This is a genomic window from Photobacterium sp. DNB23_23_1 (assembly GCF_052873815.1).
Genome location: NZ_JBNNXT010000001.1, coordinates 1 through 26,762 on the forward strand (window position 1 = coordinate 1; position 26,762 = coordinate 26,762).

Here is a 26,762-nt window from a genome sequence, read left to right on the forward strand (position 1 = left end):
TATCCACGTTCAGTGCTCTATATTCCTAGCCGATATCCATTGAGATATAAGCGCTAGTGCTTAACCGAATGGCATTAATCCGCTGGATGGCTTTTATCTATTTAGTGCCGCGATTAATTATTCGGTTTCAGGTTCTGCATCCGCAGAATTATCGACATTCAGTACCAATCCGCCAGCAAAATCATCCGTTGCAACAACGGAATACACACCGCCATCTTCAACCATGGCTGTCGCTGCCACGGCTGGGGTGAAAGTATCATCACCTTGTAATATCACTGCCAGCATATAAGTACCAGCGGGCACGTTAAGTACTGCACTTTCGGTAAAATCGACACCTTCAAGGACAACCGTTGATTCACTGAACACACCGTCAGCAGACGCATGAATATCAACGAGCCCCAAACCGCCTGCGGTTGGGCTGGCATGGACAACACGTACCTTGGCATAGGTCGCAACCGAACGAAGATCTTCTTCAATAACCACAGGCTCAATGGTTTCATCAGTCACGCTGCTTAGTTTACCCATGGCGTAAATGCTAGTTGCACTGCCGGCAGTGAATTCCAATCCCGGAGCGTCGATAACAATCAGGGTATTATCAGATGAGGCAGCGACACCAAGATCATAACTTCCTGCATCGACATCCAAACTGCGAAACTCTTTGAATTCGATGTTAGTTAAACCATCAACCGGTGAACCTGAGGCCAATACATCGACAGCTGGTGCATCATCAACAGCATGTACGACTCTCACTGTGGCTTTTTCTCCGGTGTTACGCAATACAGCAACGCCTTCACCATCAGCGACCAGTAGATTTACCGGTGATATCGCACCACCACCTACATTCGGGACCGCGGAGATCATCAAATCACTACCACCAGCTAAATCCAGTTCACCACTATCAAAAGCAACGTCTTTAGAGCCTTCTACAGTGACACGAATTCGATACGTACCAGACGGAATCGTCACAGGTAATATGTCACTGTCGATGGCGAAGCCCAATCCGGGCACAGCCGGGTCTGCATCAGTGATCGCCTCGTCGGTGGTAAGGTAGATATCAACGGGGGGCACATCAGGATGGGCATGCAGTACATCTAAACGGACCTCGTCACCTGTAGGGGCAATATCTTCTCGACTGAGAACGACTGGCGCGATATCTGCTGTCTGACCTACAGCAAACACGTCGTATTGCATGTCCGGTGCGAAATCGAGATTCTCATTGATCACTTCCAGGGTGTCTTCGCCAGTGAGCAAGGCTTCAACAGCAACCTCGTAAGTACCGCTGTCTATAGACAATAACCCGCTGGCGACTTGATAGTCGACCATCTCCAAGCCTTCAACCGTTTTTCCATTGAGGTTGATGGCAACCAGTGGTGCATCGCTACTGGCATGGGTGACACGCAACTTGGATGTTGCTGTTGTTGTGTCGTCGTCATCATTGTCTAAACAGCCAACGAGTGCAAATGCAGAAATTACAGCGAGTGTTAGTGGCTTGGCATTCATCAGATCGTTCCTCAACGTTTGTCTGTGCCGTTTGATACGCATGCCTTGCTTTTGACCGATCAAAAAAATAAATCTCACTTTTGAGACTTTCTCGCTGCCGTCGAAAAACCGTAGTCATCCAAACGCAATTTCACCGCGTAGATATTAAAAAAGGAGATTGCATAGTGTCGCTAACCCGTAATGAACATAAACGTTTACCCTTTCTAAAGTGCACAAAACACTTTATGCCAATGGGTAACGGTAATATCTGTGGTACCGGATACACCTTCACCCACACGGTATCTGACGGCCTGCGAGCAGGTGGATTATGGTTAGTGATGCAAGATGATTCAGGGCAAGCTGCCACCAACAACGGCGACATTATCATGTTCGCTGCAATTGAAGATGTTGATTGGCTCAGCGAGAGTCAAATTAAACTGAAGCTGACCATCGAGCACTGGGGCAGGGTCACATCCCCAGAAACTAAGCACCAAAAATTAGAAGGGCAGCTTTACCCACTATGGCAAAACAGCTATCTCCCCATGGATGACATTCTGGTGGTTCGCCTGATTGAATGCACCCACCAATTTCATCCAGCTGAACGTCATTATCCGAATAGGCTTGCACATGAGCCTGCATTTTCAGTCGCACACGTTGCGGGCTCCGACCATCAACTCAACACTAATTGGGTGTGCTGGCGTTGGTTGGAAATACTCCCTATCTCTTTAGACAAAAAACAGCGGCTGCTTAAATCCCCAGATGCTCGACTGTGTATCAGGTATCTGAAAAGAATCATTCGACAAAGTGATCGCTTCAATTAGTTTTGGCGTTTATTGCAAACAGACATATGCTTGCAGATAAGGTTATGATGAGAACACATGCAGTAATGCAGTCCGGGATCAGCAAGGAATCTATGATCAACGATGAAGCGCCTGCCATTGATGTGGCACAGCTACTGAACAATATTGCCGATACCCGCTGTCGTCGCAGCTACGAGCAGCTGTTTACCTCTGTCGCCCCGAAATTGCTTAACTTCTCCCGCAAGCAATTACGTGATGAGTCGATGGCGATGGAAATTGTCCAGGAAACCATGCTCAAGATCTGGCTTAAAGCTCACCTCTATGACGGATCTAAAGGAGCGGCTCTGACTTGGATTTACTCTGTTGCAAGGAATGTTAAATTCGATTTACTCCGAAAATCAAAGCATCAGCAAGACTGGGTACAAGGTGACGATCTCTGGCCAATCCTCCATGAGGAGTTGGATGATGACAAGCTTCCTAATGAGTTTCATGCCATTGTCAGTCACGAGCTTGAGAATGCCATTGCTGCTTTACCTCCAGCCCAAGCCGAGGTTGTAAGAATGGTCTGTATGCAAGGCGCATCACACCAAGATGTGGCCGATGCCCTTGATGTGCCACTCGGCACAGTAAAAAGCCGATTACGTCTTGCCCTGCAAAAAATGAAGGAGGCCCTAGATGGCTAACATTCGATTCCATCCCAACCATGACCTCCTCAGTCACTACGCCTGTGGTGAATTAGAATCGGCATCAAGCATCATGATCAGCGCTCACCTGGATCTTTGCCCGCATTGCCGTCAGAAACTGGCGTCCATCGAAGCCGAACAAGCCAGTGAGCTAGAGAAAAGCGAGCCCGCAGCGTTATCCCCGTCACTGAATGCGATGATGATGGAAATCATGGCCCAAGATTGTGTTGATATACCGGTACTCGATGAGGCTCCAGCCAGCCAATTGGCACTCGAAGATAAAGCATACCCGCTTCCATCTATCTTACAGCGACATAATGACAAGATAGGTCCTTGGTCTCGCCTACCGGGCAATATCAAACGGGCTCAAGTGGACGTCAGCGGTGACAGTCAAATGAATTTCATCTACATGGATTCTGACAGTGCATTGCCAGAGCACACCCATCAGGGCCAAGAGATCACCCTGGTCCTTGCTGGTGAGTTCTACGATGAAAATGGTACCTATCAACCAGGTGATTTCATTGTACAAACTGAAAAGCACAAACATTTACCACGTACCCGAGATGGACAGGATTGTTTGTGCCTGACCTTATTAAATGCACCACTGCATTTCACTTCAGGTCTAGCAACTCTGCTCAACCCATTCAGCCAGCTGTTCTTCCGTCGTTAAACCCAATAACAGCAGAATTAAAAAACCCCGTTGTGCACAACACACAACGGGGTTTTTTCTTTACTCTAACTATGACGTTAAGCGTTTACAGGTTGTTTAACGTTATAGAACAAGGCAAACAATACCGGTACCACAATCAGGGTCAGGATAGTAGCAAAGCCAAGGCCTGCCATAATAGTAATCGCCAACGAGTTAAAGAAGGCATCAAATACCAACGGGATCATACCCAGAATTGTCGTCAATGCCGCCATGCTCACCGGACGTACACGGCTGATGGCACTATCAACAATCGCATCATATGGCACCTTGCCCGACTCCAGTTCGATATTGATTTGATCCAGCAATACGATACCGTTTTTCAATATCATGCCACTCAAACTCAATAAACCAAGCAACGCTGTAAAGCTAAACGGAATATTGGTCGCCAACAAGCCAAAAGCCACACCAATAATCGACAGCGGAACCGTCGCCCAGATCACCAGTGGTTTCTTCACCGAGTTGAACAGGAAGATAGTGATAACGAACATGAACAGGTAGCCCATCGGCATCGAGCCCATCATGGCTTCCTGCGCATCTTTAGACGATTCATACTCACCACCCCATTCGATGTTATAACCAACAGGTAGCGGCAGCGCTTCCACCTGTGGACGAATACGGTTAAACAAGGTTACCGCCGTCTCGTCTCCCAGCACATCGTGGTCTGCCAGCACCGTCAGGGTACGCTTACGATCACGGCGCTGAATAAGCGGCTCAGACCAGCCGAGATCAACACCATCAATCACCTGCTCAATCGGCACGTAGGCCTGCTGAACCGGGCTCCAAAGCTGGAGGTTCTGCAGGGTGTTGTAATCAACACGTTCTGACTCCGGCAGGCGGGTGATGATCGGCAGCATATGGGTACCATCGCGCAGTAGGCCAATGGTGTTACCGCCGTAGGCCATCTGCAGGGTATTGGACAGATCTTCTTTCGATATCCCCAAACGTCGCGCCTTGGTCTCATTGAACTGCGGCACTAGCTCCTTGGTACGCTCACGCCAGTCATGGCGAACGTTTCGAGCGCCTGAATCTTGCAACAAAACATCTTCGACCTGCAGCGCAATATCACGCAGGGTTTGCGGATCTGGACCGATGATCCGCGCTTCGATTTTCGATGCTGGCGATGGTCCAAATTCCATTAGCTTGAATTGGAATGTCGGTTGGTCAAACTCGGTTGGCAAACCAGCATCAAGCTTGTGCAGCAAATCAAACATATTGTCGCGGCTGGTGGTACGGACCTGTAGCTGGGCGTAAGACTCGTAGCTTTTCTCCGGCTGGTAAGTCAGCATGAATCGCTGCATACCCTGACCGACAGATGTCGTCACGAACGCCACCCCCTCTTGGCCTCGGATATACTCCTCAACCTTTTCGGTCTGCGCCATGGTCTCGCGTATATCGGTCCCTTCCGGCATCCACATATCGACATAGAACATCGGTGTGTTCGACGGCGGAAAGAATGACTGCTTCACCTGGCCGAACGCGATCACAGCGGTTACCAGCAGCGCAACCATGCTGGCCATGGTCAACCAACGGAATCGCAAAGCGAATCTCAGCAAAGCACCAAAGACAGTAAACAGCACGCCTTTGTAGGGGTCTTCATCATCTTGCTGGTTTTTATCTTCCTCTTTGAGCAGTAGATCTGCCAAGAATGGTGTCAGTGTCAGTGCGGTGATCCAGCTTAGGAATAGCGAGTAACACAGCACCCAGAACAACGACCCCATGAATTCACCGGTGGCATCCGACGACAAACCGATCGGCGCAAACGCCGTGATGGCAATTACCGTTGCGCCGAGTAGCGGCCATTGGGTCTGCTTGGCAATATCTGCCGCTGCCTGCACCTTGGTACGGCCTTTCTTCAAACCCACCAAAATCCCTTCAACTACCACGATGGCATTATCCACCAGCATACCCAGGGCAATGATCAGGGCACCGAGCGAGATACGGTGCAGCTCAACATCATTGAGCTTCATCATGATAAAGGTGCCGAATACCGTCAGTAGCAGTACCAAGCCGATGATCACACCACTGCGCAGCCCCATGGCAAACAGCAGTACCACAATAACAATCGCGACTGCCTGACCTAGGCTCACCACAAAGTCTTGCACCGACTTGTCCACTTCCTGTGCTTGGTTATAGAAGTAGTTCAACTCGACACCGGCTGGCTTGATGTTTTCCAGCTCTGCCAAACGGGCATCAAGGTGTTTACCTACTTCTACCACGTTGACACCAGACGCAAAAGAAAGACCCAGGTTTATCGCAGGCTGGCCATTATAGGTCACAATATTGCCCGGTTTTTCCTGCTCGCCACGAGAAACGGTGGCAACATCTTTCAAGCGGATCAGATTGCCAGTATCACGGCCGTGTATAACTAGGTTTTCCAGCGACTCAACACTGTTCATTTCACCGTTAGGACGGATGATCAGGTTCTGGCCATTAATCATTATCTCACCAGACGCCGTCACACTGTTCTGTTGATTCAACAAGCCAACCACAGTATTCATGTCCAGGTTCAATGCCGCCATACGCTCGACTGAAATCTCAACAAAAATCTGCTCTTGCTGATCACCGGCCAGACTGACTTTGCCAACACCGTCGACCAATTCCAATTCACGGGTCAGGTAATCGGCATATTGCTTCAGTTCAACATAGGAATAGCCGTCACCGGTCAACATGATCATCACACCATACACGTCACCAAAGTCATCGATGATCTGCAATGAGCTAATACCCGATGGTAAGGTCGGACGCAAATCATTGACCTTACGACGCATCTCATCCCAGATTTGTGGCAATTCATCCGGGCCGTAAGTCATCTCCATACTCACCATTATCTGGGTCATCCCAGCCGACGAGGTCGAAGTGACTTTATCGATATACGGCAACTGACGCACCGCTTTCTCCAGCGGGTAGGTGAGCTCTTCTTCAACCTCAGTCGTGGTGGCACCCGGATAGGTGGCAACAATCATGGCATCCTTGATGGTGAACGCCGGATCTTCCAGCCTCCCCAAGTCCAAAAATGAGGTAACGCCTCCCACGGCTAGAATAATAATGAACAGCCAGCTAATGACTTTATTTTTTATTGAATACTCAGCAATATTCACTGTATTGCTCCCATAGTGGCTAGTGCCATAGTCAATCCCCAATCTTGTGCACCAAGCTCGACAGATGTCATTGCAACGGGCTTGGCCTGAATTGATAATTCTAAATACTGCATGCCTTCTTCAATCAGCTTCCCTGCCATCAACTGACCCAGCTCAGTAAAAAAAGCAAGACCGGCCAATGTGATCACAAGCCAAACGATCCAGCGAATGAGGGGTTGGCGAACAATAGGCATGCTCAACTTCACAGGGCTTGCGCCTCTGTGGTCGCTTTTTCTAACAAGATCACGTCCATCCCATCGCGTAATTTACGCAAGCTCGATGTCACCAAACGATCCCCCTCGTTAATACCGCTGCTCACGATGGCACCGTGGTTATTGAGCTGGCCAATCCCCACTTCCATCTTGAAAGCCTGGTTATCCTCAATCTTCCAAACAAAAAACTGGCCATCTTCGCGACCCGCTTCAATTGCGGTCATAGGAAGCTGGTAGCCTTGCAGGGTACTCAGGCCAGCTGCGGCCATATCAACACGCAATGACACACTGGTGCCCGGTAAAATGGCAGGGGTGCGCTGAGGCATTTCAAACCACATACGGTAGGTCTGACTTTGGGGCTCCAGCTCACTGGTGTGCTCAAGATAGTTCACCGGATAGGTTTGCGACTCCGTCCCGAAACGTGCCATTGGCTGGTAATTACGGTTCGTTTGCAGCGGGTTAAGCATGGCCAATACGTTATCGGACACGGCAATATTGATATAAAGCAGATCATCTTGGTACAGGCTGACAACGGCTTCTCCCGGAGACACTGCCTCATAGGACTCTTTCGGCACATCGGCTACCACACCGTTGAACGGTGCCACCAAACGGGTGTAGCCCAAACGTCGTTCAGCCGAATCAAAATTCACTTTTGCCAACTTGTGGTTAGCAGATAATTCATCAAGCTCAGCTTTGGATACCATTTTTCGCTCGAACAACTCACGGCCACGCTTCAGCTGCTTGGTAGCTAGCTGAAACTGCACCTGCGCATCATTGCGCTGCTGCTCAAACTTATCAGCATCCAGTTCAGCCAGTAACTGGCCTTTCTTGACCTGTTGGCCTGATTTAACCAACACACGCTGCAGCTCTCCCTCAACACGGAAAGCTAGCGGGGTGTTTTCAGCCGCTTCAACCTGTCCCTTAAAAGAGCGGAACTGGCTGGTAACCGGTTTATCAACCATCAGAGACGAAACAGCAAGGGGAGCGTTTTCCTGTTGCTGTGGCGGCTCTTGGCAACCAGCCAGCACCAACATCGAAAGTGCAGCTAGTGACATCTTCTTCAACATATTAGATACCACCCTCGCGTTCCCAAGCGCGTACTTGCTGCCCGGGTAACAAATCTTTCGCTCCGGCGATCACCACCATGGCACCCGGTGTCAATCCTGACGTCACCTCACCCTTATCGTTCAGAACGACTTCCAAGGCATCGACAACACCTGTCGCAGGATCAAACTGCCACAGTGTCCCCTGGCCATTTAGCTTCTCAACCCACGCACCTTCTGGCAGGCGCAACACGGTTGCCAGTTCAGGTTTGGCAAAGTGCACTTGACCTGTCATGCCTGATAACAGGTTCATGGCTTCAGGACGAGAAAGAGTCACTTTCGCGGTATAGCTGTTGGTATCGGCATCTGGCTTGGTAGAAAGCTCTTTGAACTGGGCTTGGATCTGCTGGGCTGGCTGGTTATCCATTTCAACCCACACCGCGGTACTGCGGATAGACGATAAGCTCGACTGTTTCACAAACGGTACCGGCAAGCTGAAACTGACATCCATCTCATCCACATTCTGGATATTCATCACCGGCTGGTTAGCACCAACGAACTGATTCTGGTTAACAAATTTCAGCGAAACGACACCGTTGAAAGGGGCTTTAATCAAGGTATGTTCAACATCGGTCTTCGCTTGCTCAAGGTTAGCAGCCGCCGCTTTGTAAGCCGTCTCGCGCTGGTCAAACTGATCAGTACTGATCAGCTTCTTGCCGTATAACTGTTTGGCGCGCTGAAACTGGCTTTGTGCCAGTTCAAACTCTGCCATCTTGGCATCAAAAGCCAACCGATAATCCTGATCATCCAAAACTGCCAGTACCTGACCACGCTCAACACGCTGGCCAACCCTTACAGACAGTTTTTCAATTTCTCCTGGCACCAGGAATGAAAGCTGAGCGCGTTGCGTAGCTTCCAGCTTTCCAGGAAAGGCATTGCTCGCCTGATTTGCTGGGACTGGAATTTCCAACAATTTCACAGGCTTGACAACCTCTTGAGTTATTTCGGAGTTGGCTTGGTTACATCCGGCTAGGATGCTTCCCAGCAACACCAACGTTGCCACCCTGACAAATGGGGTGGACGTAATGGACGTTCCTTTCACAGGCGATTCTCTCTGAATTTTATATTACACACCCGTGCAGTATAGGTTGATCTTGCCGTAGATCAAATATATTTTACAGGTGGACAATAAATGTTTTTGTAGACACACAGATGACGCATTCGCGTTTTTTTGGTAAAAATGGCATGGGCTATGAAACTGATATAATGATGACAGAGAGAAAACAGGGCCGTCGCAGCGCACAGGCCGCCGAAGAAACCAAGCTGCTAATCATCAAGACCGCCGCAGAAATGTTTTGCGAGTTAGGTTACGAAAGGGTGTCACTGAGAAACATCAGCGAGCGCGCAGGTGTGTCGCACAGTTTGATCCGCCACCATTTCGGCAGTAAGGAAAAAATCTGGCACAGTATCAGTGACTGCCTGCAGGTTTACTTTCTGGGCTACATGTACAAGCTACTGGATGAAATACCTTCCGAGCTACCGAGCAACATTATTCTCTATCGCTTTATTACCATGTTGCTGGCCCAGCAGCTCGCTCACCCTCAACCAGTACAACTGATTGCTGATGGCGTTAGGCAAGGTGATGTGCTGATGGACTATTTCTTCGATAGCAACGGCGAACTTGAAAGTTTCGTCAATCAGCTTGTCGAGAACTGTAACCGGGACTGCCCGACCACACAGATAAAGGTATGGGAAATGAAGTGGCAAATGATGATGTATGCACACGGTGCCGCCAGCATGAAGCCATTCGTTTTGGATACGTGGGAAGGCGCCAGTGAAGAGCAGTGTTTGCTTAACCATTGGGAACTGTTTAACCAAACCATGGCAACCCAATTAAACATCTCTCCCGAAGAAATGCTACACCCGGAAAAACTCTCGGACATTCTTATCGATCTTCCTTGCGAATGGGGATGTGACAGCAGCATAGCAAACTAAACACAACCCAAGATTGAACAAAAAAGGTCAATACCATGGGTATTGACCTTTCTGTTTTTATTTATTCATTTTTGTTGGCTTAAACAGTAACCACTACAGGCAATGCTGTTTCGTTTCGTTCTTCTTCAGTATCCGCTGGTGAAACTGGCTCTGCCTGTTCAAGCCATGTCATCAGTAGCTTGTAACCCAGTCCCAGAACAACCGCACCAACGAATAACCCGATAATACCTGACATCATCATACCACCCAGCGCACCAAGCAGGATAACCAGCATTGGAATATCCACACCGCGGCCCATCAACATTGGCTTCAGCACGGTATCACTTGCGCTAACCAAAAGACCCCACACCATGAAGAGAACAGCCACGGTTGTTGTCTCGACGGCAAACAAGTAAGCCATCACCGGACCCAGCACCAAAATCGGTGGCAACTGGATAATCGCCAAAATCAATACTGCTAACATCCATAGTCCAGTCGCCGGGACACCTGCGATACCCATGCCTAACCCAGCCAGTACCGCCTGAATAACCGCAACACCAATGACACCTTGAACAACACTGCGTACGGTGGCAATAGACAAGCCTACATAATCTTCACCTTTCTCACCCAGTAGTCGAGCAGCCACTTTATTTGCCATGGCTTTACAGCGGCCAGAGTTGCTCATCACAACACCTGAAATAATAATCGAGATAATAAACTGAACGACGCTGCCACCCAAGCTACCAATCGCAGATAAGCCACTAGAAACAAACGCTTTCACTTGAGGTGCATAGGTTTCCAACGCCCCTTCCAAATTGGTTGCAGATAGGCTCCAAGCCTTATGCAGCGGCTCACCCACAACCGGTATTTCAGCGACCGACGCCTCTGGGTGCGGAATAGCTAATGTTCCGGCAGAGACCGATGTGGCAACTTCTTGGGTGGTTGTTACCACCGCACCGGAAAACCATACCGTCGGGACAATGAGTGCGGCTAGCGCTACCAAGGTGACCAGCATGCTCCCCTTGCCTTGGGAAAGGGAGAACCGACGTTGCAACCACTTAACTAACGGCATCAGAGCAATAGCAATAATGGCTCCCCAAACGATGGGGAGTAAAAATGGCTGCAGGACCTGATAGCAAGAATAAACAACCAGCAGCAATAACATTGCCTTGATAAAAGTATCCATCGAACTTTTGCCCGGGAGTGTTACTAAGAATTGTTGAGCGTTCACAATCAACCTCACAAATGGCTTTTTAATGACTGAAGGGCCCTCGCCCTGACTTGGTCAAATAGTAACCATTACTTTGTGAGGAAGCTTACCATTTCACGACAGGTAGCACTTTTTCGCCCCCTTGGTTGTTGTTCATTAATTCGTCAATTAGATTTTTTACTCTAATCAAAGGGCATACAATTCCTCTTGCATTCCTTCGGGATGTTCGTACCCATTACGTGAATTAGCGTCCGCCATTGGTACAAAGGTCTCTTACCCTCCAACCATCACTAACCAACGACTTAAAGAGACCTTTTTTTCTTTCACCCATTCAACATATTTTGGCCACTTGCTCTGGCAAGATGTGCTCTCCCCCGCTAACATCTGTCTACCCTCTAAAACAATGAATAATTATGCACAATAAAATGCTTCTAGTGGCAGCATTATGCAGCATGCCCGTATTAGCTGACGATGAGAGTTGGAAATCGTTAACCCCCAATGGGTGGATAACCACCATGACACATTGGTATCAAGACGATCCCCTTAGCGCACATGTATCAAAAGTCCAAGGATTAGACTTCAATACCCAATACACCGTATCAGCAAACATTGCCCACTCAGAAACCGGCGAGCAAAAGCTATATTTCAACTTTTTAAGCTTAAACAGCGACTATATGTGTGATCCACATCAGGAAGCCGACACCGTAATCATCAAAGTCAATGAGAATCCAATAAGGTTTCAGCGTTGGTGCATCCAAGATGCCACCTACAATGATTTTTATTTCTCCTCACTGACAGCACTCTCTTCTGAGGATGAAAACTACATACTTGAAACCCTTCACCAATCTCCAGATAACGTCAACTTCCAGACTGCTCAATTTGAGTTGAATTTTCCTGCAACCGGTTTTACCCAAGCTTGGAAGGCTTCTTTTGGCATGACAAACCTCTGGAATCCATCGGTTCAAGGTGTGCTTTAATCACAGTTCGCTAGAAAATAACAATAGGCCAAGCGAAGGGCTCCAAGTCTAGCAACAGCCTTCCATGACCCATTATTGAAATACGGCGATCAAGTATTAGCACTGGAAAAATCGTTGTTATCAAGGCAGATATTGCAGTAACTAGTGGCTCTAATTACAAAATATCTAACGCAGAGAACAGCGATTTTAACCAGCAAGACTGATCAAATATTTATGTAGGCTGGTATAAGGAGCAGTATGGTGTTGCTTGTCCGCTTGCGAGCGGGCAGCAAAGAAATCGGAGGAAAGAAGGAAGAAAAAAATGGGTAAGCACCAAGTTAAAGCAAAAGGTTGGATGGCCAAATGGCTACTCAAGGAACGGTGAACAATAACTATTTACCGGTAACTTACCCGAACGATTATTTGTAGTGATGTTAAACCTTACAGGTACGAAGCATGCAACCTGAATTTAACGAGGGCTACTATACCCCGCCAGACACACAAAGATGTGACATATATCAATCTAGCTTGCGTAAATGACGTACCGGGGCCAGAGTGTGTAACGAGATGATAATAGCGGTAAATAAATACCATAAAGCATCAGCTTGTTTATATTTTAACTCACCCGCGCCATGATTTTCCCGCTCACCACGCCAATGGTGCCGTGACTCTAAAATTTCATCACTCGTCTCTTTTCTTCGCCTCACTCCATGCCATACTGGCCCAAAGCTTCATCGCATAGTTCAGGAAAATACATGTTAAGGATCAACAGCAAAGAGCGCCTTCATTGGCGGGAGTTAGCCAAAGAATACGGGTTCGGCTTCCACACCATGTACGGCGATCCCTACTGGGACGAAACCGCCTATTACCAATTCACCTTAGAACAAATAGAGCGCGATCTGGAAGATCCGACAGAGGAAATCCATCAGATGTGTCTGGAGATCGTCGACGAAGTTGTCGCTGACGAATACTGGTTGCGGCGGTTCCAAATACCAGAAGCGATGTGGCAACCGATCCTGGATTCTTGGCGTAGCCGAGAGCCTTCACTCTATTCCCGACTCGATTTTGCCTATGACGGCACCGGCTTTGCAAAACTGTATGAAAACAATGCCGATACCCCAACCTCACTTTATGAAACCGGATTTTGGCAATGGTTGTGGCTAGAAGACATGGTCAATAGCGGGGCAATCCGCCGTGATGCTGATCAATTCAACTTGCTACAGGAGTTGTTGATAGAGCGCTTCCAAACTCTATCGCGCCAGCAACCGGGGCAAACCCTGCACTTTTCCTGCTGCAAAGATACCGTTGAGGACAGGGGCACGGTGCAATACATGGAAGACTGTGCCAAAGAGGCGGGTTTATCCACCGCCTTTGTGTTTATCGAAGATATCGGGCTCAACGGTAAAAAAGAATTTACCGACATGACCGACAAACCCATTCGTTGGATGTTCAAGCTCTACCCATGGGAATTCATGCTAAGAGAAGAGTATGCCAAATACCTGCCATCCAACTCGATAAACTGGCTGGAGCCAATGTGGAAGTCGGTACTGAGTAACAAGGCGTTACTGCCTATGTTGTGGCGCAAGTTCAAAGGGCACCCGAATCTACTTCCAGCTTTCTTTGCCGATGATCCCGGCCTTGGCGAGCTCAAGGACTATGTGATTAAACCGATTTTCGCCCGCGAGGGTGCCAATATCACCATCGTCGAAAACGGCAAGCAGACCTTACGCGTCGACGGCCCTTATGGGGACGAGGGCGTGATCTATCAGGCCTACCACCCGCTGCCGAAATTCAATAACGCTTACACTCTGATCGGCAGCTGGCTGGTTGATGATCAAGCGGGAGGGATATCAATCAGAGAAGATAGATCTAGGGTGACCCAAGATATGTCACGCTATTTGCCGCATGTCATTTTGTAATTAAAAGGAACATATCACTTTTAAACCAGTAACGTCTAACTGGCACTGCAACTCAATGACAGCTACCGAGCCGGCAAGCGCAGTGCTATAACCTGCTCGGTGTCTCCTATCGCCTTCAACGTCGAATAACGACACCGTATGTAGCTATCGTTCTCAAACAATTTACATTGTAAATAATTTAGCCAACCCGCCAATTTATTGCTCTGTTAGCATTAAGAAACATAAAATAAAAAACACTGTATTGAAGATGCGGGGCTTTCCTCCTACCATAACGACCAACTGTCGATTGATATATGGTAATAGCCCGGTGAATAGACTTGCCCTGATCATCTGTACTTCATTGCTCTCTGCTTGTTCTTACAATGCCGCTCCGGTTGTGGGTTCCCACGATAAAACCGGGTTAGAGTACGAACAAGATTTGGCAGAATGCCGCCAAAAAACCCAGGAAGTCGATAAAGGTGAGGCCGTACGCACCAGTGCAGCCAATATGGCGTTGATCGGTACCGCAGCAGGGGCTCTGGGCGGAATATTGTCTGATGATGTGGGTATGGGGGAGAGTATGGTGTGGGGGCTCGCACTCGGAGCAGGTACCGGCGCTGCAGTAGGCTCGGTCAAAGCAACCCAAACCCAATCCTTGGTATTACGCCGTTGCATGGAGCTCAAGGGCTATGAGATCCTCGATGCCGAAGTGGATGATCTTGCCAAGGTTGATTTCAGCTCTGATGTAGATAGCAAGGACCAAACAGTCACAGGTTCACTCCACAAATCAATTAACAAACCGAACGACAAGCCAGTCAACAAAAAAGTCGACCTACAACAATACGCGGCAAACTGACAGCCCGCTAACGCGACTCGGCATCGATTGCGTGTTTTTTCACCCGTAGATCAAACTGCTCAACCAAATAATCCACCAGCACCCGCAATCGCTTAGGCATAAGTTTGCGCTGTGGATAGACCAAACTAAGCGGTATCAGAGGCATATCCCACTCTGGCAATAACTGGATTAATTCACCCGACGAGAAATGTTCACGGCAGATAAATTCAGGCAAGAGAGCGATCCCCAAACCATCGAGGCATGCCGACAGCGATGCCGTAATGGTATTGACCCTGAGGCGATATGGCAGATCAACACTCACCGCTTCCCCCTCGTGCATCAAATGCCAATTGGGGATTTTCACCGCCTTGTTATGGACCTTGATTTGGTGGTGCGGGGCTTTGAGATCCGCAGGGCTTACAATCATGCCATATTGCTCAAGATACTCAGGGCTGGCAACCAGTACCCGACGCGATTCAGTCAACTTTCTCGACACTAAGCTTGAATCATCCAATTCGCCGACTTGGGCATATAAATCGATCCCCTCCCCGATAACATCCACTTCACGGTTAGTCATTTCAACATGCAAAGAAACGTACGGGTATTGCTTCAAAAATGTATTCAATAAACCACCCAAAACTTGGTGCCCCAATTCGACTGGCATCACGACATACAGTCGGCCTCGGATCAAATCCTGATTGGCACTGACTTCAAGTTCCGCCTGACCCATGATCTCCAGCATCTGGATACAGGACTGATAAAACGCTTCACCTTCGGGCGTCAAAATCAAACTGCGGGTTGAACGCGTGATCAAACGCACGCCAAGGTGCTCCTCCAGCTCCGCAACTTTTCGGCTAACAGTCGATTTGGTTATATCTAACACATCGGCAGCTTGTGTAAAGCTACCACAGTCAACAACTTGTGAAAAAATCGCTACCGAATTCAAGTCCATCACAACCCAGCCTTCTGCCTATTAGTAAGATTAGTGCAACACTGTTTCCCTTTTTTCCTATCTTATCAACCAATCGATATCATTTACAATTTGACACACTTTCCTAAAGCCAATTCTTATAAGCCCATATTATTCCCGCAGAGAACCTGCAGCTTGATATCACTTGGGTATAAAAACGAGGGTAAAATGACCGAACAACGCCAAGCTTCCAAAGCCGATTCGCCAAGCAATTCACCAGCAGAAACAAACGCGCTTCCCAAACGTAATAAGAAAAAAGCGCCACTGATCGCTACCTTGATCATGCTTTCGCTAGGCGCACTAGGCAGTGGCTACTGGTTTGGCTATGGCCAATATTTCGAATCAACGGATAATGCCTACCTACAAGGTGATATCACCAACATCAGCCCAAAAATCAGTGGCTATATCACTAAATCTTTTGTCTCTGATAACCAGCAAGTAAAAACCGGTGATCTGCTGGCAAAAATTGACGACCGTGATTTCAAAGCAGCATTGGATCAGGCCAAGGCGAATTTAGCTGTCAGCCAAGCGGCTATCGACAACCTTCATGCCCAAGAGCAATTACAAAAAACCCAAATCCGTCAGGTGCAAAGCCAAATTGCCTCAGCGAAAGCCGAATTCGATCGTGCCAAACAACAAGTGACCCGCACCCGCAGCCTGCTCAAACGCAATTACTCATCACAAGATGAACTTGATAGCATGACCTCGCACCAGAAGGTCACCGCAGCACAGCTCGAAGAAGCCAATGCCAGCTACCAAGGCGCTAAAGATCAACTCGTGGTGATTGCCAGTCAGGTCAAACAAGCCGAAGCGGCTATGACCGAAGCACAAGCACAGCTTGAACAAGCCCAACTCAACCTTGCCTACACCAACATCTATGCACCTGTTGATGGCATTGTTGGCAAACGTAGCCTTCGGGTTGGCCTCTATGTTCAACCAGGTATGCCATTGATGAGTTTGGTGCCGACCAGCAATGTGTGGATTGAAGCCAATTTCAAAGAGACTCAGCTGAGCGGGATCCATCAGGGCCAAAGTGTCACCGTAGAATTGGACGCCTTCCCCGGCCAACCTTTGCAAGGAGTGGTTGATAGCTTCTCACCGGCAACCGGGGCGAAATTTGCGCTATTACCGCCAGAAAATGCGACCGGTAACTTCACCAAGATTGTTCAGCGAGTACCGGTAAAAATTACCATTCCTGACCCACAAAACCTGAAAGGCAGGCTGATCCCGGGGTTGTCTGTCGTGGCGACTGTCGATACACGAGGCTAAGTCATGGGTGCAGAAATCACTACAAGCCAACAGCCATCGGCTGTTGAAAGCGAGGCGCTCCATGTTCCTCGCCGCCACTGGATTGCTCTGTTCGGCGGCTTAATTGGCGCCTTTATGGCGATTTTGGATATCCAAATCACCAACTCCTCGCTCAAAGATATTCAGGGGGCACTGTCTGCCACACTGGATGAAAGCTCGTGGATTTCCACCTCCTATTTAGTGGCTGAAATGATCGCGATACCGCTCAGTGGCTGGTTATCAAAAGCACTGGGCAAACGCCGGTATTTAACATGGACGACAGTGATTTTCACCCTGTCATCCTTCCTCTGCTCATTGTCATGGAACATGAGCTCAATGATTGTGTTTCGCGCCATGCAGGGCTTCAGCGGCGGCGCATTGATCCCATTGGCCTTCTCGCTGGTCATACAACTACTGCCAATCCAAAAGCGAGCCGTCGGGATGGCGTTGTTCGGTGTGACTGCCACCTTCGCTCCGTCTATCGGGCCGACTTTCGGTGGCTGGCTAACTGAAAACCTATCATGGCATTACATTTTCTATATCAACATCCCACCAGCGATCTTGGTGATTTCGATGATCCGCTATGGCTTGGATGACGAACCGCTCAATCTCGGCTCCTTGCTCAAAGCCGACTGGTTCGGGATTGTTACTATGGCCCTTGGACTGGGGTGCTTGGAAGTAGTGTTGGAAGAAGGCAATCGCGAAGAGTGGTTCAGCTCGAGTTTTATTATCACTCTGGCAATCATCTCCGCCGTCAGCTTGGTCTATTTCGTCATCAACGAGCTGCAGCACAAAAAACCACTGGTTAACCTGCGTTTGCTGCGCGAAAGGCAGTTTGCCATGTCGTGTCTGGCCTATTTGATCCTCGGGATGGCGCTGCTCGGTTCGATTTATGTACTGCCGCTTTACCTCACTCAAATCCAGCGCTACAACGCGATGGAAATCGGTGAAGTATTAATGTGGATGGGCTTCCCGCAATTACTGCTGTTCCCCATCGTGCCTAAGTTGGTCCAGTTCATCAAACCTAAGTATCTGGTCACCTTTGGCTTTGCCATGTTTGGCGTGAGCTGTTACGTCAACACCCATATGACCGTCGATTTCGGCGGCCAACAGCTGATCCTATCTATGGTGCTACGTGCCATCGGTAGCCCATTTATCATGGTGCCTTTGTCATTGGTAGCGATGAAACATATCAGCAAAGCCGATACGCCTGATGCATCGACGCTGACCAATGTCATGCGTAACCTCGGTGGTGCATTCAGCATTGCGATTATTGCCACCCTGCTGGATAACAAAACCCGGGAGCACCTCGGACACATCAAGGAGTCTCTACCCAGTGTCAGCAACAATGGCTGGCAACAGATGCTGCAGCAAATTGATTTCTTCATCAAGGCGGGGAGTGATGCAGGCACCGCGATGCAACAAGCTCAGGCAACTCTGCTATCCACCATGCAGCGTGATGCGGCTATTATGGCTTACAACGATGTGTTCCTGATGATGACAGCCTTCCTGGCTTTCGCAGCCGTGCTGATCATGTGTATGGATGATTGATACGAGTAACTAAGCCCACGTTGTTAAACGGCAAGGCTCCCCGACTCAATAGGCTCTTTACAGAGCCTATTTGCTGACACAGCATTACCCGCCATTCATCAGCCCCGTCCTATTACCATTTTCCCTTTGCCCTCTATTCACATCGGTATATGCTTTACGGAGAAACCGTGAAAAGGACTAGCACCATGGAAACGCTCACCATCGCCCAGCTTGGCAACCCTATCTTGCGCGAACATGCCTCGCCACTTTCGGCAGCCCAATATCAGGAGTTAGCCCCATTCTTTACGGCGCTACAACAAAAGATGCTTGAGCATAATGGTGTCGGTATTGCTGCGCCGCAGGTCAGTGAATCTATTCGCGCGTTTATTGTTGCTTCCTGCCCGAATCCACGCTATCCCGACGCGCCGATGATGGAGCCGACCTTGATGCTCAACCCGGAAATTACCTGGGCGAGCGATAGCATGGAAAAAGACTGGGAAGGCTGTCTGAGTATTCCGGGGATCCGCGCCTTAGTTAACCGTCACTCCCATATCGAGGTACGCTACGACACCCTCGAGGGCAAAGAAGTCAAAACCCAGATGGAAGGCTTTATTGCCCGCATTTTCCAGCATGAGTTGGATCATCTCAATGGCTTAGTTTTTCTTGATAGAGCCGAAAAAACTGATTACTACACCGAGGTTGAGTATCTAAAACGGATAGCTCAGCCATAAATTGCTAGCCCATTATTTTTAAAGTAGTCCCAAGTAAAACACCCAAGCGACAACTGCCGCTTGGGTGTTATTCATTATTAACAAACTTAACGTCTGTCCGTTAGAATCGTCCGAAAGAGAACTTATCAGCAAATGGGTCTTTAGGCTCTGGCTCCTGTGGGAAATGAGAACCACCACCCAAGGTGCTGTGCTGCATACGTTTTGGATCCATGATGTGTAGTTTGTAACGGCTCGGTTTGGTTGGGTGACTCTGATCACTTAACGTTTTCAGGTAAGCAACAATCGCCAGCTCTTCATCCTTGGTCAAACCGAGGTTACCAACACCAAACTGGGCAAATATGAAGGTCTGCATATGCTCTGGTTCTGGCCAGCAGTCATTATCTATCGCTTCCTCAACAGTAGGTTTGTCCATCTGGCATCTTTCTTTAGAGGCTACTGCATCTACGTTTGCTGTGTTGTAGAAATGAACGAGTTGCTCCAGAGATTTAAACCAACCATTATGGGTATACGCTTTGACAAAACCGTCATGAGGGCGTTTATCCACGTTACGTAGAGTTGGCACCTTATGCTGCCCTTTGTTGAAAGGGTTATTAGTCGTAAACATCAAGCCATCATCTGGATTGGGATCACCAGGGATTTCATGATTACGGGGCACACCAATATTGAAGTACCTATCATTGGTGTAGCGTTCAAGTTTCCCTTCACCTTGGTCGTTGCCACTCTGATGACAGAAAGCACAACGAGCACCTCCAAAGAAGCCTTGTTGCGGAGTTCGATGATCTCCCGGTGTACCAGGCCCTCTAATTCCATAGAATAGATCATGACCTAAGTTTTCTTGGTCAGTAAATCCATCCAATGGGAATTTACCATCTGCATCATTTTTAAGGGCGATATCCCGTTTAGAATCAAAGCGGTTATTATCACTAGACATTTGCCAAGCAGCAATGGCGACCGCAAACTGAGCAAAGACTTTATCAACGTTTTTCTTACCACATTTCAGATCTTTACCCCAGGCGAATTTATACAGCTGCTCACCCCACTCAGTGTCATCTCGTACCTGAACACAAGTTGACTTTTTGGTGGGTTCTTGCTGCTCAACCGGGTTAATAAAAGGGCTGGCATGCGCCTGATCCGCCAATGGACCAATATATTTACGATACATATCCTCGTATTCACTGCTAAGACCGGCAAAAACATTGATGCCTTCGTCTTCTATCATACCGCCCTTGGCTCGACCGTTCCAAAATGCGCCCCCACAGGGTGCGCGAGGTGCACCTGGTGCCGCAGGTTCACAGGAATCATTAAAATCATTTACCCCTTTTTTGCTCCATGCTTGCTCATAATCCAAGAACTGTAAATACTGGTTATTAGGCGGCTTTAAGGCTCCGATACTGACGCCGTCTGACGCCCTTACTGCAACTTCTGTGTTGTTAATATGTGAATCGCCATTCGTCCCACCAGCAGACCCCTCATGACAAGTTGCACAAGACATATTGTTATTTAATGAAATATTTTCAAAATATAAACGCTTACCTAACTCTTCAAGATATGTCATGTCCTCCGCTGCAGCATTACTAGAAAAGACAGTGGCACTCATGATGCCTAAGAAAAATGGAATAGATATTTTATCTACTCCCTTATTATTTTTTATATACCTAGCCATGTTAATACTCATCAAAAAGCTCCAACTACTTATATTTTTATAATTAAAGCGGATAACTTCATTCTACAAAGTCAGTTTTAATCGATTCAAAATGAAAAGCTTAATTATTAACATCTAAAATAATCGAAATCTCCTTAACAGATACATTTATATCACCCACAAAAAGTGTAAGTAATTTTTTGCTAGAAACATTTCTCAAGAACAATAAAAAACAATAAAAACAACAGGTATAAAAACCCAAAACTAAGATATGTCTCATATTCTCACAGGGATTTTATGGATTATTAGAATTGATTAATTGCAGTGATTAACATACCTTTATGTATGAGAAAGATAACCATTGTTAATTAGTGGCTAATATAAAAAATTAAAACTATAACGATAATAGTTACCATTAAATCTCGAGGCTAAAAACAATAACTCAAGTTACATGCCTATACTGATAATAATGCTAAATTTGGAAGATAATGAGTAAGGGTCAACAGGGAGAAACCACTATGCAATACCATGTCCATACCTTTAGGAATGCACTTGTTACCATCATAGAAACCCAATCTTACCGCTATTGCGATCTCCCTCGTTGGCAAGAGCTCAATGCTTTCCCGTTTGGCTCTTGTGATTTAGCCAACAACATGCTGGCGATGTATTTGAGAGAACAGGGCTATAATCCGAAAGTAATATGGTGCAGGAATAACCTCTCTGACTACCCAGAGATTCTCAGTCATGTTTGGCTCGAAGTGGACAATAAGTTTGTTGATATTACCATCAACCAGTTCCCCCGGCTTATTCGAGAACGAGTACATATTGTGAATAAATACGATATTGGCATTCTGAATGAAATTTATTTTCATTGCCGTAGTAGTGGCCAATTTGAAGAAAGAGAGGTCGATCTACGAAATAATGCCGGATGTGGCGATGCGATATATCAAGCAGTGTCAAAGCTCGCTCGAGAATTGTTATTTATTCACGGTAAGAATAAATAGCTGAATATTTATCATACAAAAATGGAGGCGAGATTTCGACATGGCAGACCGGAGCCAAAAATATTACCTTCGGCACGGTTTCAAACAGCCTGCGGACTGCCTTTTTGTGTCCTCAATTCTGGAAGCATGATCAAGAGAGGGAACGACATCCCCCCTTTACTTCACCATCTTCTGCAATGCCCGCATATAAAACGCTAAAGGACCAGACAGCATATCAACCTTGAGTTCATTGCCAGATTGGCAGCTCATCGCCAAAGCATAGCCATGCAGGTAGTCAGCCAGCATCGAGAGAGCATTTTGCCGCAATTCAGTATCTAGCGATAGGCATACCGGGTGCAGCAGTACGCATTCCACCTACGAATACAAACGAAACGACAGCCAATGACGTCGATTGGGAGCGACTAAATTGTTTATGACAAATATTCCACTTCCGAGTAGTTTCACTACCCAGAGTTGGTAAATATCGATATTATCTATGGATAAACCAAAGGTAATACAATATGACTATTATGAATTTTGAACTAGCAGCTACCGAACTACTAAACCGTCGAGTACCAGGTACCAAAGCACCACGCCTTGACGAGCAGCAACGTCCAGCCAATGTGGATGATGCTCTGCAAATCCAATCGTCAATGATTGACCAACACAGCGACAAAGTGGGTGGATGGAAGTGCTTACTACCGCTTTCAGACGACAAGTTTGTGGTTGCACCAATTTTTGCTGAGACTATTCAACAAGGCGAAAGCTGTGAGCTGTTTGCCGATAACAACGCAGTGCGTATTGAGCCTGAAATTGCTTTTATCCTAAACGCTGATCTGCCAGCTAACCCAGAAGGTTACAGCGAAGAGCAAATCAACGCGGCAATTGGCCCATGCCATATGGCACTGGAGTTGATGCAAGCTCGCTTTGCCGATGACAGCGGTGCGGAATTCTTTGAGAAACTGGCTGATTGCCTAGTTAACCAAGGCATGTTTATCGGTCCTGAAATTGAACGCGAAAAAGCGTTTGCCGCCGCTAAGATTGACATCACTGTAACGCAAGGTGAGCAAGTACAAACTTTCGCAGGCGTGCACCCTAATACTATGCCGCAGAATCCTGTGTACTGGCTGATCAACTATATGACCCGCCGCGGCATGCACTTCTCTGCAGGCGAAGCCATTATCACCGGTTCGTACTGCGGTATTGTTGAAGTCGAGTTTGATAAACCAACGACGATCAAATACGACGGCATTGGTGAGTACCAAGTGACGTTTGTTGAAAAAAAATAACCACATAGGGACAATGATCAAGCTTCTTGTTTAAGCCTTGATCATTGTTCCGGTTTCACTAGTGCAGAACCACAAACGACGCCTTCATCACCTTGTTGCGACCAATCGCTTAATCACAATCTCAACCATACCGAAACTACCTTCTGACAACAGCAGATTAGACTTGAGCCGCGGTTACGCTTAAAATTGAACTATCGTTCACGAGTTAGGTTGGAAACTCATCATGGCAAACCATGCAAAATTTGACCGTCAGCAAGTCATCGACAAAGCCACGAGCCTGTATTGGGAAAAAGGGTTTCACGCTACGTCTATGCGCAACCTGCAAGACGTGATAGATATGCGCCCAGGCAGCATTTACGCCGCCTTCGGCAGCAAAGAGGGGCTGTTCAAAGAAGCCCTGCAACACTACACCGAACAAGGGGTCGCGAAGTTGGCAGCTTGCCGGGCTAATAGTGCATCGCCCGTGGCAGCGCTGAAACTGTTCATGGAGCAGCTGGTGATCAACACCCAGCATGGAGCGCCGAGTGGTATGTGTATGCTGGCCAAAACCGTGGCCGAGCTCACCGGCGAGCATGAAGAATTGCTGCAAGAGGCCAAGCGATCGTTCCGCAAGATGGAAAGTGAATTCGAAAAGCTGATCGTCGAAGCCCAGGAGCTGGGTGAGATTGACAAAGAGAAAGACCCGCACCAATTGGCACGGCATATCCAGGTCCAGATCTCAGGGCTTCGCACCTACGCCCGCGTCAACGACTCGGATAACGATGAAAATGGCGCTCCGCTAAAACAAATGATTGAGGATGTGTTCAACCACTATCCGTTCTAGGTGTGAACTGGGTATAAGTCTACAGCGTCAGCTGCGGCTGGATGAAATCAATGAAGGCCGAGATCCGCCTTGCCACCGAAGATGATTTATAGAACACCGCATTGACCTGCTCGCGGCCGGTATTGACCAGTTTTTCTGTTTCCAGCAAAGAGACCAAACGCCCCTCCTCCAAATCCTTGTTGACCATAAAGCCCGACAGACACGAGATACCATTACCGGCCAGCACCAGCTGGCGGACTGTCTCGCCATTGCTTGATATCATCGAAGGAGTGATGGTATCCAACCCTTTAAGCGGCCAGCGATTGAGGATCTTGGCGCCGGCAAAACCAATCAAATCGTGCTGGTGGAGTTCGTTGACCAGCTTGGGGAGCCCGCGCTTGGCCAGATATTCCGGTGCAGCAACGATATAGAGCGGGCTTCTTCCCAGCGGCCGGGCATGTAAGGTGGAATCATCCAGCTTGCCAATACGGATCGCCACATCGGTGCGCTTTTCCAGCAAATCGACAAAGCCTTCATTGGACGTTAGCTCGAGCTCAATTTCAGGGTAAGCCGCTTTAAACGACTGGATCAACGGGACCAGTTGGTGGAACACAAACGGGCTGGCCGCATCCACCCTGAGCCTCCCCTTGGGCAACTCTCCGCGCTGCATGATGTCTTCCTCGGCCTGCTGGATATGCTGTAGGCCAGTCCTCACCGCTTCGATAAACTGCCGCCCCTCGTCAGTCAGCTCGACCCTACGGGTAGTACGGTTGAGAATAGACACGCCAAGCTGTTTCTCGACCTTGCTCACAGCCCGGGAGACCCGCGCAACCTGGATATCCAACGCCTCTGCAGCCGCAGAGAAGCCGCCGCTATCGACCACGGTCAGTAAAATTTCCAAATCATCAGAGCGCGTTCGCATGGCACCTTTCCTTCCAACATTTTTTATCACCTTCGCATTTTTTCATTTATAGCAAAAATCATTTGTAAAAGGTGCTGTTTTTAGCAATAGCAATTTTTTGAATAATGCCTGCCAACAGAGAGAGTGCCGCCGGATGTGAGCTTTACAGCTCAAAGCCTATGTAGGCCGCAGCGGCGGTTTAATTACTTGAATAGAGAGAAAGACTATGCCTTTAGCACTATTGGCATTGACGCTAAGCGCCTTTGCTATCGGAACCACAGAATTCGTCATCGTGGGCTTGATCCCAACCATGGCAGCCGACCTTAATGTTTCACTACCTTCTGCCGGCCTGCTAGTCAGTTTGTATGCCCTGGGTGTTGCCGTAGGCGCCCCGGTTTTGACTGCCCTAACCGGTAAATGGAACCGCAAGGCGGTCCTGCTATCGGTCATGGGCCTGTTTGTTGCAGGTAACTTGCTGGCGTGGCAGGCTCCGGGTTATAACACCCTGATCTTGGCACGTATCCTAACTGGCCTAGCCCACGGGGTATTCTTCTCCATTGGCTCAACCATTGCCACTGGATTGGTTTCAAAAGACAAAGCTGCCAGTGCCATTGCTATCATGTTTACCGGCCTGACTGTAGCCCTGGTGACCGGTGTACCACTGGGTACCTATATCGGCCAAACATTCGGTTGGCAGGCGACCTTCTTGATTGTCGCGCTACTTGGTCTGATCGCGTTGATTGGCAGCGCTATTTTGGTTCCGGGCAACTTGAAACAGCCACCAGCAGCTAAGCTATCAGCGCAACTGAAAGTCCTGACCCAACCGCGCTTACTGTTGGTGTATGCCATCACCGCACTAGGTTATGGCGGTACGTTTACAGCCTTTACCTACCTGGCACCTATTTTGGAAGATGTGTCTGGATTCAACTCCGGAGCCATTGGTCTGATCATGATGGTATACGGCGTATCTGTCGCTATCGGCAATATCTGGGGCGGTAAAATGGCCGACAAGATGGGGCCAATCAAAGCACTGACCATTATTTTCACTGGTTTAGCAGCAACCATGCTGATGTTCAATCTCACAGCCTACAATCCAATTGCCGCAGTAGCGACTATCTTGGTATGGGGTGCTTTTGCCTTCGGTAACGTACCGGGCTTGCAGGTATACGTGGTCAAATTGGCAGAGAAAGTCAGCCCGGATGCCGTTGATGTTGCCTCAGGTCTTAATATTGCAGCCTTCAACATCGGTATCGCATTAGGCTCATGGGGGGGCGGCCACATCGTCGCCAACGCTGGTTTAATGCATACTCCTTGGGTTGGTGCGATTATCGTGATTGTCGCCCTGCTACTAACCCGCCTTAGCGGCCGGTTAGATAACCAAGCGATGAATAACCAGGCACAAACAAACCAAAATCAAAACAACAATGTTGCCGCGAATGCTACACACGTTTGATCTCGAAACGCCGCTTACGCCGACAATTATACCAATCTGGATAAGTAGTCGATCAAGTATTTGCACTGGAAAAATCGTTGTTATCAAGGCAGATATTACAGTAACTAGTAACTCTAATTGCAAAATATCTAACGCAGAGAACAGCGATTTTAACCTGCAAGACTGATCAAATATTTATGTAGGTTGGTATTAGCTGATACAAAAAATAGGCCAGTAGCAATGGCTACTGGCCTACGTT

Annotated in this window: 24 protein-coding genes; 14 read left to right on the top strand and 10 right to left on the bottom strand. The window is 48.1% G+C overall.

Translation table 11 applies throughout. From position 1 onward, the window contains the following. Positions 1–117: 117 nt before the first annotated feature. Entirely contained in the window at positions 118–1,500 is a 1,383-nt protein-coding gene (locus ACVA53_RS00005; protein WP_446504181.1) for a DUF4397 domain-containing protein, read from the bottom strand. A 164-nt stretch (positions 1,501–1,664) separates the two neighbouring features. On the opposite strand from ACVA53_RS00005, the gene ACVA53_RS00010 reads away from it, so the two are divergent. Genes ACVA53_RS00010 through ACVA53_RS00020 form a run of 3 tightly spaced genes read left to right on the top strand, consistent with a single transcriptional unit; the run spans position 1,665 to position 3,632 of the window. Next, a complete protein-coding gene (locus ACVA53_RS00010) occupies positions 1,665–2,300 on the top strand; it encodes a hypothetical protein (protein ID WP_446504182.1) in 636 nt (211 codons plus the stop codon). A 44-nt stretch (positions 2,301–2,344) separates the two neighbouring features. Next, on the top strand, positions 2,345–2,962 hold the full coding sequence (locus ACVA53_RS00015) for a sigma-70 family RNA polymerase sigma factor (RefSeq protein WP_255041256.1): 618 nt from the start codon (positions 2,345–2,347) through the stop codon (positions 2,960–2,962). Beyond that, positions 2,955–3,632: a ChrR family anti-sigma-E factor gene (locus tag ACVA53_RS00020; RefSeq protein WP_255041255.1), complete on the top strand. Its 678-nt coding sequence runs from the start codon at positions 2,955–2,957 to the stop codon at positions 3,630–3,632. Before ACVA53_RS00015 ends, ACVA53_RS00020 begins: the two co-directional genes overlap by 8 nt. Before the next feature lie 77 nt (positions 3,633–3,709). Here ACVA53_RS00020 and ACVA53_RS00025 read toward each other — a convergent pair whose 3' ends face one another. From ACVA53_RS00025 to ACVA53_RS00040, 4 genes are read right to left on the bottom strand one after another with little or no spacing between them, the layout of a single operon-like run. After that, entirely contained in the window at positions 3,710–6,769 is a 3,060-nt protein-coding gene (locus tag ACVA53_RS00025) for an efflux RND transporter permease subunit (RefSeq protein WP_255041254.1), read from the bottom strand. Further along, a complete protein-coding gene (locus ACVA53_RS00030) occupies positions 6,766–7,002 on the bottom strand; it encodes a hypothetical protein (RefSeq protein WP_255041253.1) in 237 nt (78 codons plus the stop codon). The genes ACVA53_RS00025 and ACVA53_RS00030 overlap by 4 nt, the downstream gene beginning before the upstream one ends. A gap of 8 nt (positions 7,003–7,010) precedes the next feature. After that, positions 7,011–8,087: an efflux RND transporter periplasmic adaptor subunit gene (locus ACVA53_RS00035; protein ID WP_446504183.1), complete on the bottom strand. Its 1,077-nt coding sequence runs from the start codon at positions 8,085–8,087 to the stop codon at positions 7,011–7,013. Position 8,088: 1 nt separating this feature from the next. Beyond that, positions 8,089–9,165: an efflux RND transporter periplasmic adaptor subunit gene (locus ACVA53_RS00040; RefSeq protein ID WP_446504184.1), complete on the bottom strand. Its 1,077-nt coding sequence runs from the start codon at positions 9,163–9,165 to the stop codon at positions 8,089–8,091. Positions 9,166–9,332: 167 nt separating this feature from the next. Between ACVA53_RS00040 and ACVA53_RS00045 the strand changes: the two genes are divergently transcribed. Next, complete coding sequence (locus ACVA53_RS00045) at positions 9,333–10,058, top strand: TetR/AcrR family transcriptional regulator (RefSeq protein WP_255041303.1); 726 nt, start codon at positions 9,333–9,335, stop codon at positions 10,056–10,058. Between the two features lie 79 nt (positions 10,059–10,137). Here ACVA53_RS00045 and ACVA53_RS00050 read toward each other — a convergent pair whose 3' ends face one another. Then, positions 10,138–11,223 (bottom strand): AI-2E family transporter, encoded by a 1,086-nt coding sequence (locus ACVA53_RS00050; protein WP_255041249.1) that lies wholly within the window; start codon positions 11,221–11,223, stop codon positions 10,138–10,140. 437 nt (positions 11,224–11,660) lie between these two features. Between ACVA53_RS00050 and ACVA53_RS00055 the strand changes: the two genes are divergently transcribed. The 3 genes from ACVA53_RS00055 (at position 11,661) to ACVA53_RS00065 (ending at position 14,957) form a co-directional block, all read left to right on the top strand. Then, complete coding sequence (locus ACVA53_RS00055) at positions 11,661–12,224, top strand: hypothetical protein (protein WP_255041247.1); 564 nt, start codon at positions 11,661–11,663, stop codon at positions 12,222–12,224. Positions 12,225–12,958: 734 nt separating this feature from the next. Beyond that, complete coding sequence (locus tag ACVA53_RS00060) at positions 12,959–14,122, top strand: glutathionylspermidine synthase family protein (protein ID WP_255041245.1); 1,164 nt, start codon at positions 12,959–12,961, stop codon at positions 14,120–14,122. 307 nt (positions 14,123–14,429) lie between these two features. Continuing rightward, on the top strand, positions 14,430–14,957 hold the full coding sequence (locus ACVA53_RS00065) for a glycine zipper family protein (RefSeq protein ID WP_255041243.1): 528 nt from the start codon (positions 14,430–14,432) through the stop codon (positions 14,955–14,957). Positions 14,958–14,964: 7 nt separating this feature from the next. Here ACVA53_RS00065 and ACVA53_RS00070 read toward each other — a convergent pair whose 3' ends face one another. After that, complete coding sequence (locus ACVA53_RS00070) at positions 14,965–15,888, bottom strand: LysR family transcriptional regulator (protein ID WP_255041241.1); 924 nt, start codon at positions 15,886–15,888, stop codon at positions 14,965–14,967. A 186-nt stretch (positions 15,889–16,074) separates the two neighbouring features. Here ACVA53_RS00070 and ACVA53_RS00075 point away from each other — a divergent pair, with 186 nt between their 5' ends. The 3 genes from ACVA53_RS00075 (at position 16,075) to def (ending at position 19,454) form a co-directional block, all read left to right on the top strand. Then, on the top strand, positions 16,075–17,175 hold the full coding sequence (locus ACVA53_RS00075; RefSeq protein ID WP_255041240.1) for an HlyD family secretion protein: 1,101 nt from the start codon (positions 16,075–16,077) through the stop codon (positions 17,173–17,175). Between the two features lie 3 nt (positions 17,176–17,178). Next, complete coding sequence (locus ACVA53_RS00080) at positions 17,179–18,744, top strand: DHA2 family efflux MFS transporter permease subunit (protein WP_255041239.1); 1,566 nt, start codon at positions 17,179–17,181, stop codon at positions 18,742–18,744. Positions 18,745–18,911: 167 nt separating this feature from the next. Further along, positions 18,912–19,454, top strand: a complete 543-nt coding sequence (def, locus tag ACVA53_RS00085) for a peptide deformylase (RefSeq protein WP_446504185.1) — start codon at positions 18,912–18,914, stop codon at positions 19,452–19,454. 100 nt (positions 19,455–19,554) lie between these two features. Here def and ACVA53_RS00090 read toward each other — a convergent pair whose 3' ends face one another. After that, positions 19,555–21,129, bottom strand: coding sequence for a cytochrome-c peroxidase (locus ACVA53_RS00090; RefSeq protein WP_446504186.1), 1,575 nt, complete (start codon positions 21,127–21,129; stop codon positions 19,555–19,557). A gap of 455 nt (positions 21,130–21,584) precedes the next feature. Between ACVA53_RS00090 and ACVA53_RS00095 the strand changes: the two genes are divergently transcribed. Continuing rightward, positions 21,585–22,100, top strand: a complete 516-nt coding sequence (locus ACVA53_RS00095) for a hypothetical protein (RefSeq protein ID WP_446504187.1) — start codon at positions 21,585–21,587, stop codon at positions 22,098–22,100. A 156-nt stretch (positions 22,101–22,256) separates the two neighbouring features. Here ACVA53_RS00095 and ACVA53_RS00100 read toward each other — a convergent pair whose 3' ends face one another. After that, entirely contained in the window at positions 22,257–22,454 is a 198-nt protein-coding gene (locus ACVA53_RS00100; RefSeq protein ID WP_255041230.1) for a hypothetical protein, read from the bottom strand. A 146-nt stretch (positions 22,455–22,600) separates the two neighbouring features. Between ACVA53_RS00100 and ACVA53_RS00105 the strand changes: the two genes are divergently transcribed. Together ACVA53_RS00105 and ACVA53_RS00110 are read left to right on the top strand one after the other, a co-directional pair. Continuing rightward, a complete protein-coding gene (locus ACVA53_RS00105; RefSeq protein WP_255041229.1) occupies positions 22,601–23,368 on the top strand; it encodes a hydratase in 768 nt (255 codons plus the stop codon). A 223-nt stretch (positions 23,369–23,591) separates the two neighbouring features. Further along, positions 23,592–24,191, top strand: a complete 600-nt coding sequence (locus tag ACVA53_RS00110) for a TetR/AcrR family transcriptional regulator (protein WP_446504188.1) — start codon at positions 23,592–23,594, stop codon at positions 24,189–24,191. Positions 24,192–24,210: 19 nt separating this feature from the next. On the opposite strand, the gene ACVA53_RS00115 is transcribed toward ACVA53_RS00110, so the two are convergent. Continuing rightward, positions 24,211–25,092 (bottom strand): LysR family transcriptional regulator, encoded by an 882-nt coding sequence (locus tag ACVA53_RS00115; protein ID WP_446504189.1) that lies wholly within the window; start codon positions 25,090–25,092, stop codon positions 24,211–24,213. Between the two features lie 205 nt (positions 25,093–25,297). On the opposite strand from ACVA53_RS00115, the gene ACVA53_RS00120 reads away from it, so the two are divergent. Beyond that, positions 25,298–26,524, top strand: coding sequence for an MFS transporter (locus ACVA53_RS00120; protein ID WP_446504190.1), 1,227 nt, complete (start codon positions 25,298–25,300; stop codon positions 26,522–26,524). Positions 26,525–26,762 lie beyond the last annotated feature (238 nt).

Coding starts and splice junctions, on each gene's coding strand:
- ACVA53_RS00030 (WP_255041253.1), bottom strand. CDS start 7,002: ATGCCTATTGTTCGCCAACCCCTCATTCGCTGGATCGTTTGGCTTGTG.
- ACVA53_RS00090 (WP_446504186.1), bottom strand. CDS start 21,129: ATGAGTATTAACATGGCTAGGTATATAAAAAATAATAAGGGAGTAGAT.
- ACVA53_RS00095 (WP_446504187.1), top strand. CDS start 21,585: ATGAGTAAGGGTCAACAGGGAGAAACCACTATGCAATACCATGTCCAT.
- ACVA53_RS00050 (WP_255041249.1), bottom strand. CDS start 11,223: ATGGATACTTTTATCAAGGCAATGTTATTGCTGCTGGTTGTTTATTCT.
- ACVA53_RS00080 (WP_255041239.1), top strand. CDS start 17,179: ATGGGTGCAGAAATCACTACAAGCCAACAGCCATCGGCTGTTGAAAGC.
- ACVA53_RS00075 (WP_255041240.1), top strand. CDS start 16,075: ATGACCGAACAACGCCAAGCTTCCAAAGCCGATTCGCCAAGCAATTCA.
- ACVA53_RS00120 (WP_446504190.1), top strand. CDS start 25,298: ATGCCTTTAGCACTATTGGCATTGACGCTAAGCGCCTTTGCTATCGGA.
- ACVA53_RS00045 (WP_255041303.1), top strand. CDS start 9,333: ATGACAGAGAGAAAACAGGGCCGTCGCAGCGCACAGGCCGCCGAAGAA.
- ACVA53_RS00035 (WP_446504183.1), bottom strand. CDS start 8,087: ATGTTGAAGAAGATGTCACTAGCTGCACTTTCGATGTTGGTGCTGGCT.
- ACVA53_RS00020 (WP_255041255.1), top strand. CDS start 2,955: ATGGCTAACATTCGATTCCATCCCAACCATGACCTCCTCAGTCACTAC.
- ACVA53_RS00115 (WP_446504189.1), bottom strand. CDS start 25,092: ATGCGAACGCGCTCTGATGATTTGGAAATTTTACTGACCGTGGTCGAT.
- ACVA53_RS00060 (WP_255041245.1), top strand. CDS start 12,959: ATGTTAAGGATCAACAGCAAAGAGCGCCTTCATTGGCGGGAGTTAGCC.
- ACVA53_RS00110 (WP_446504188.1), top strand. CDS start 23,592: ATGGCAAACCATGCAAAATTTGACCGTCAGCAAGTCATCGACAAAGCC.
- ACVA53_RS00105 (WP_255041229.1), top strand. CDS start 22,601: ATGACTATTATGAATTTTGAACTAGCAGCTACCGAACTACTAAACCGT.
- ACVA53_RS00070 (WP_255041241.1), bottom strand. CDS start 15,888: ATGGACTTGAATTCGGTAGCGATTTTTTCACAAGTTGTTGACTGTGGT.
- ACVA53_RS00055 (WP_255041247.1), top strand. CDS start 11,661: ATGCACAATAAAATGCTTCTAGTGGCAGCATTATGCAGCATGCCCGTA.
- ACVA53_RS00005 (WP_446504181.1), bottom strand. CDS start 1,500: ATGAATGCCAAGCCACTAACACTCGCTGTAATTTCTGCATTTGCACTC.
- ACVA53_RS00015 (WP_255041256.1), top strand. CDS start 2,345: ATGATGAGAACACATGCAGTAATGCAGTCCGGGATCAGCAAGGAATCT.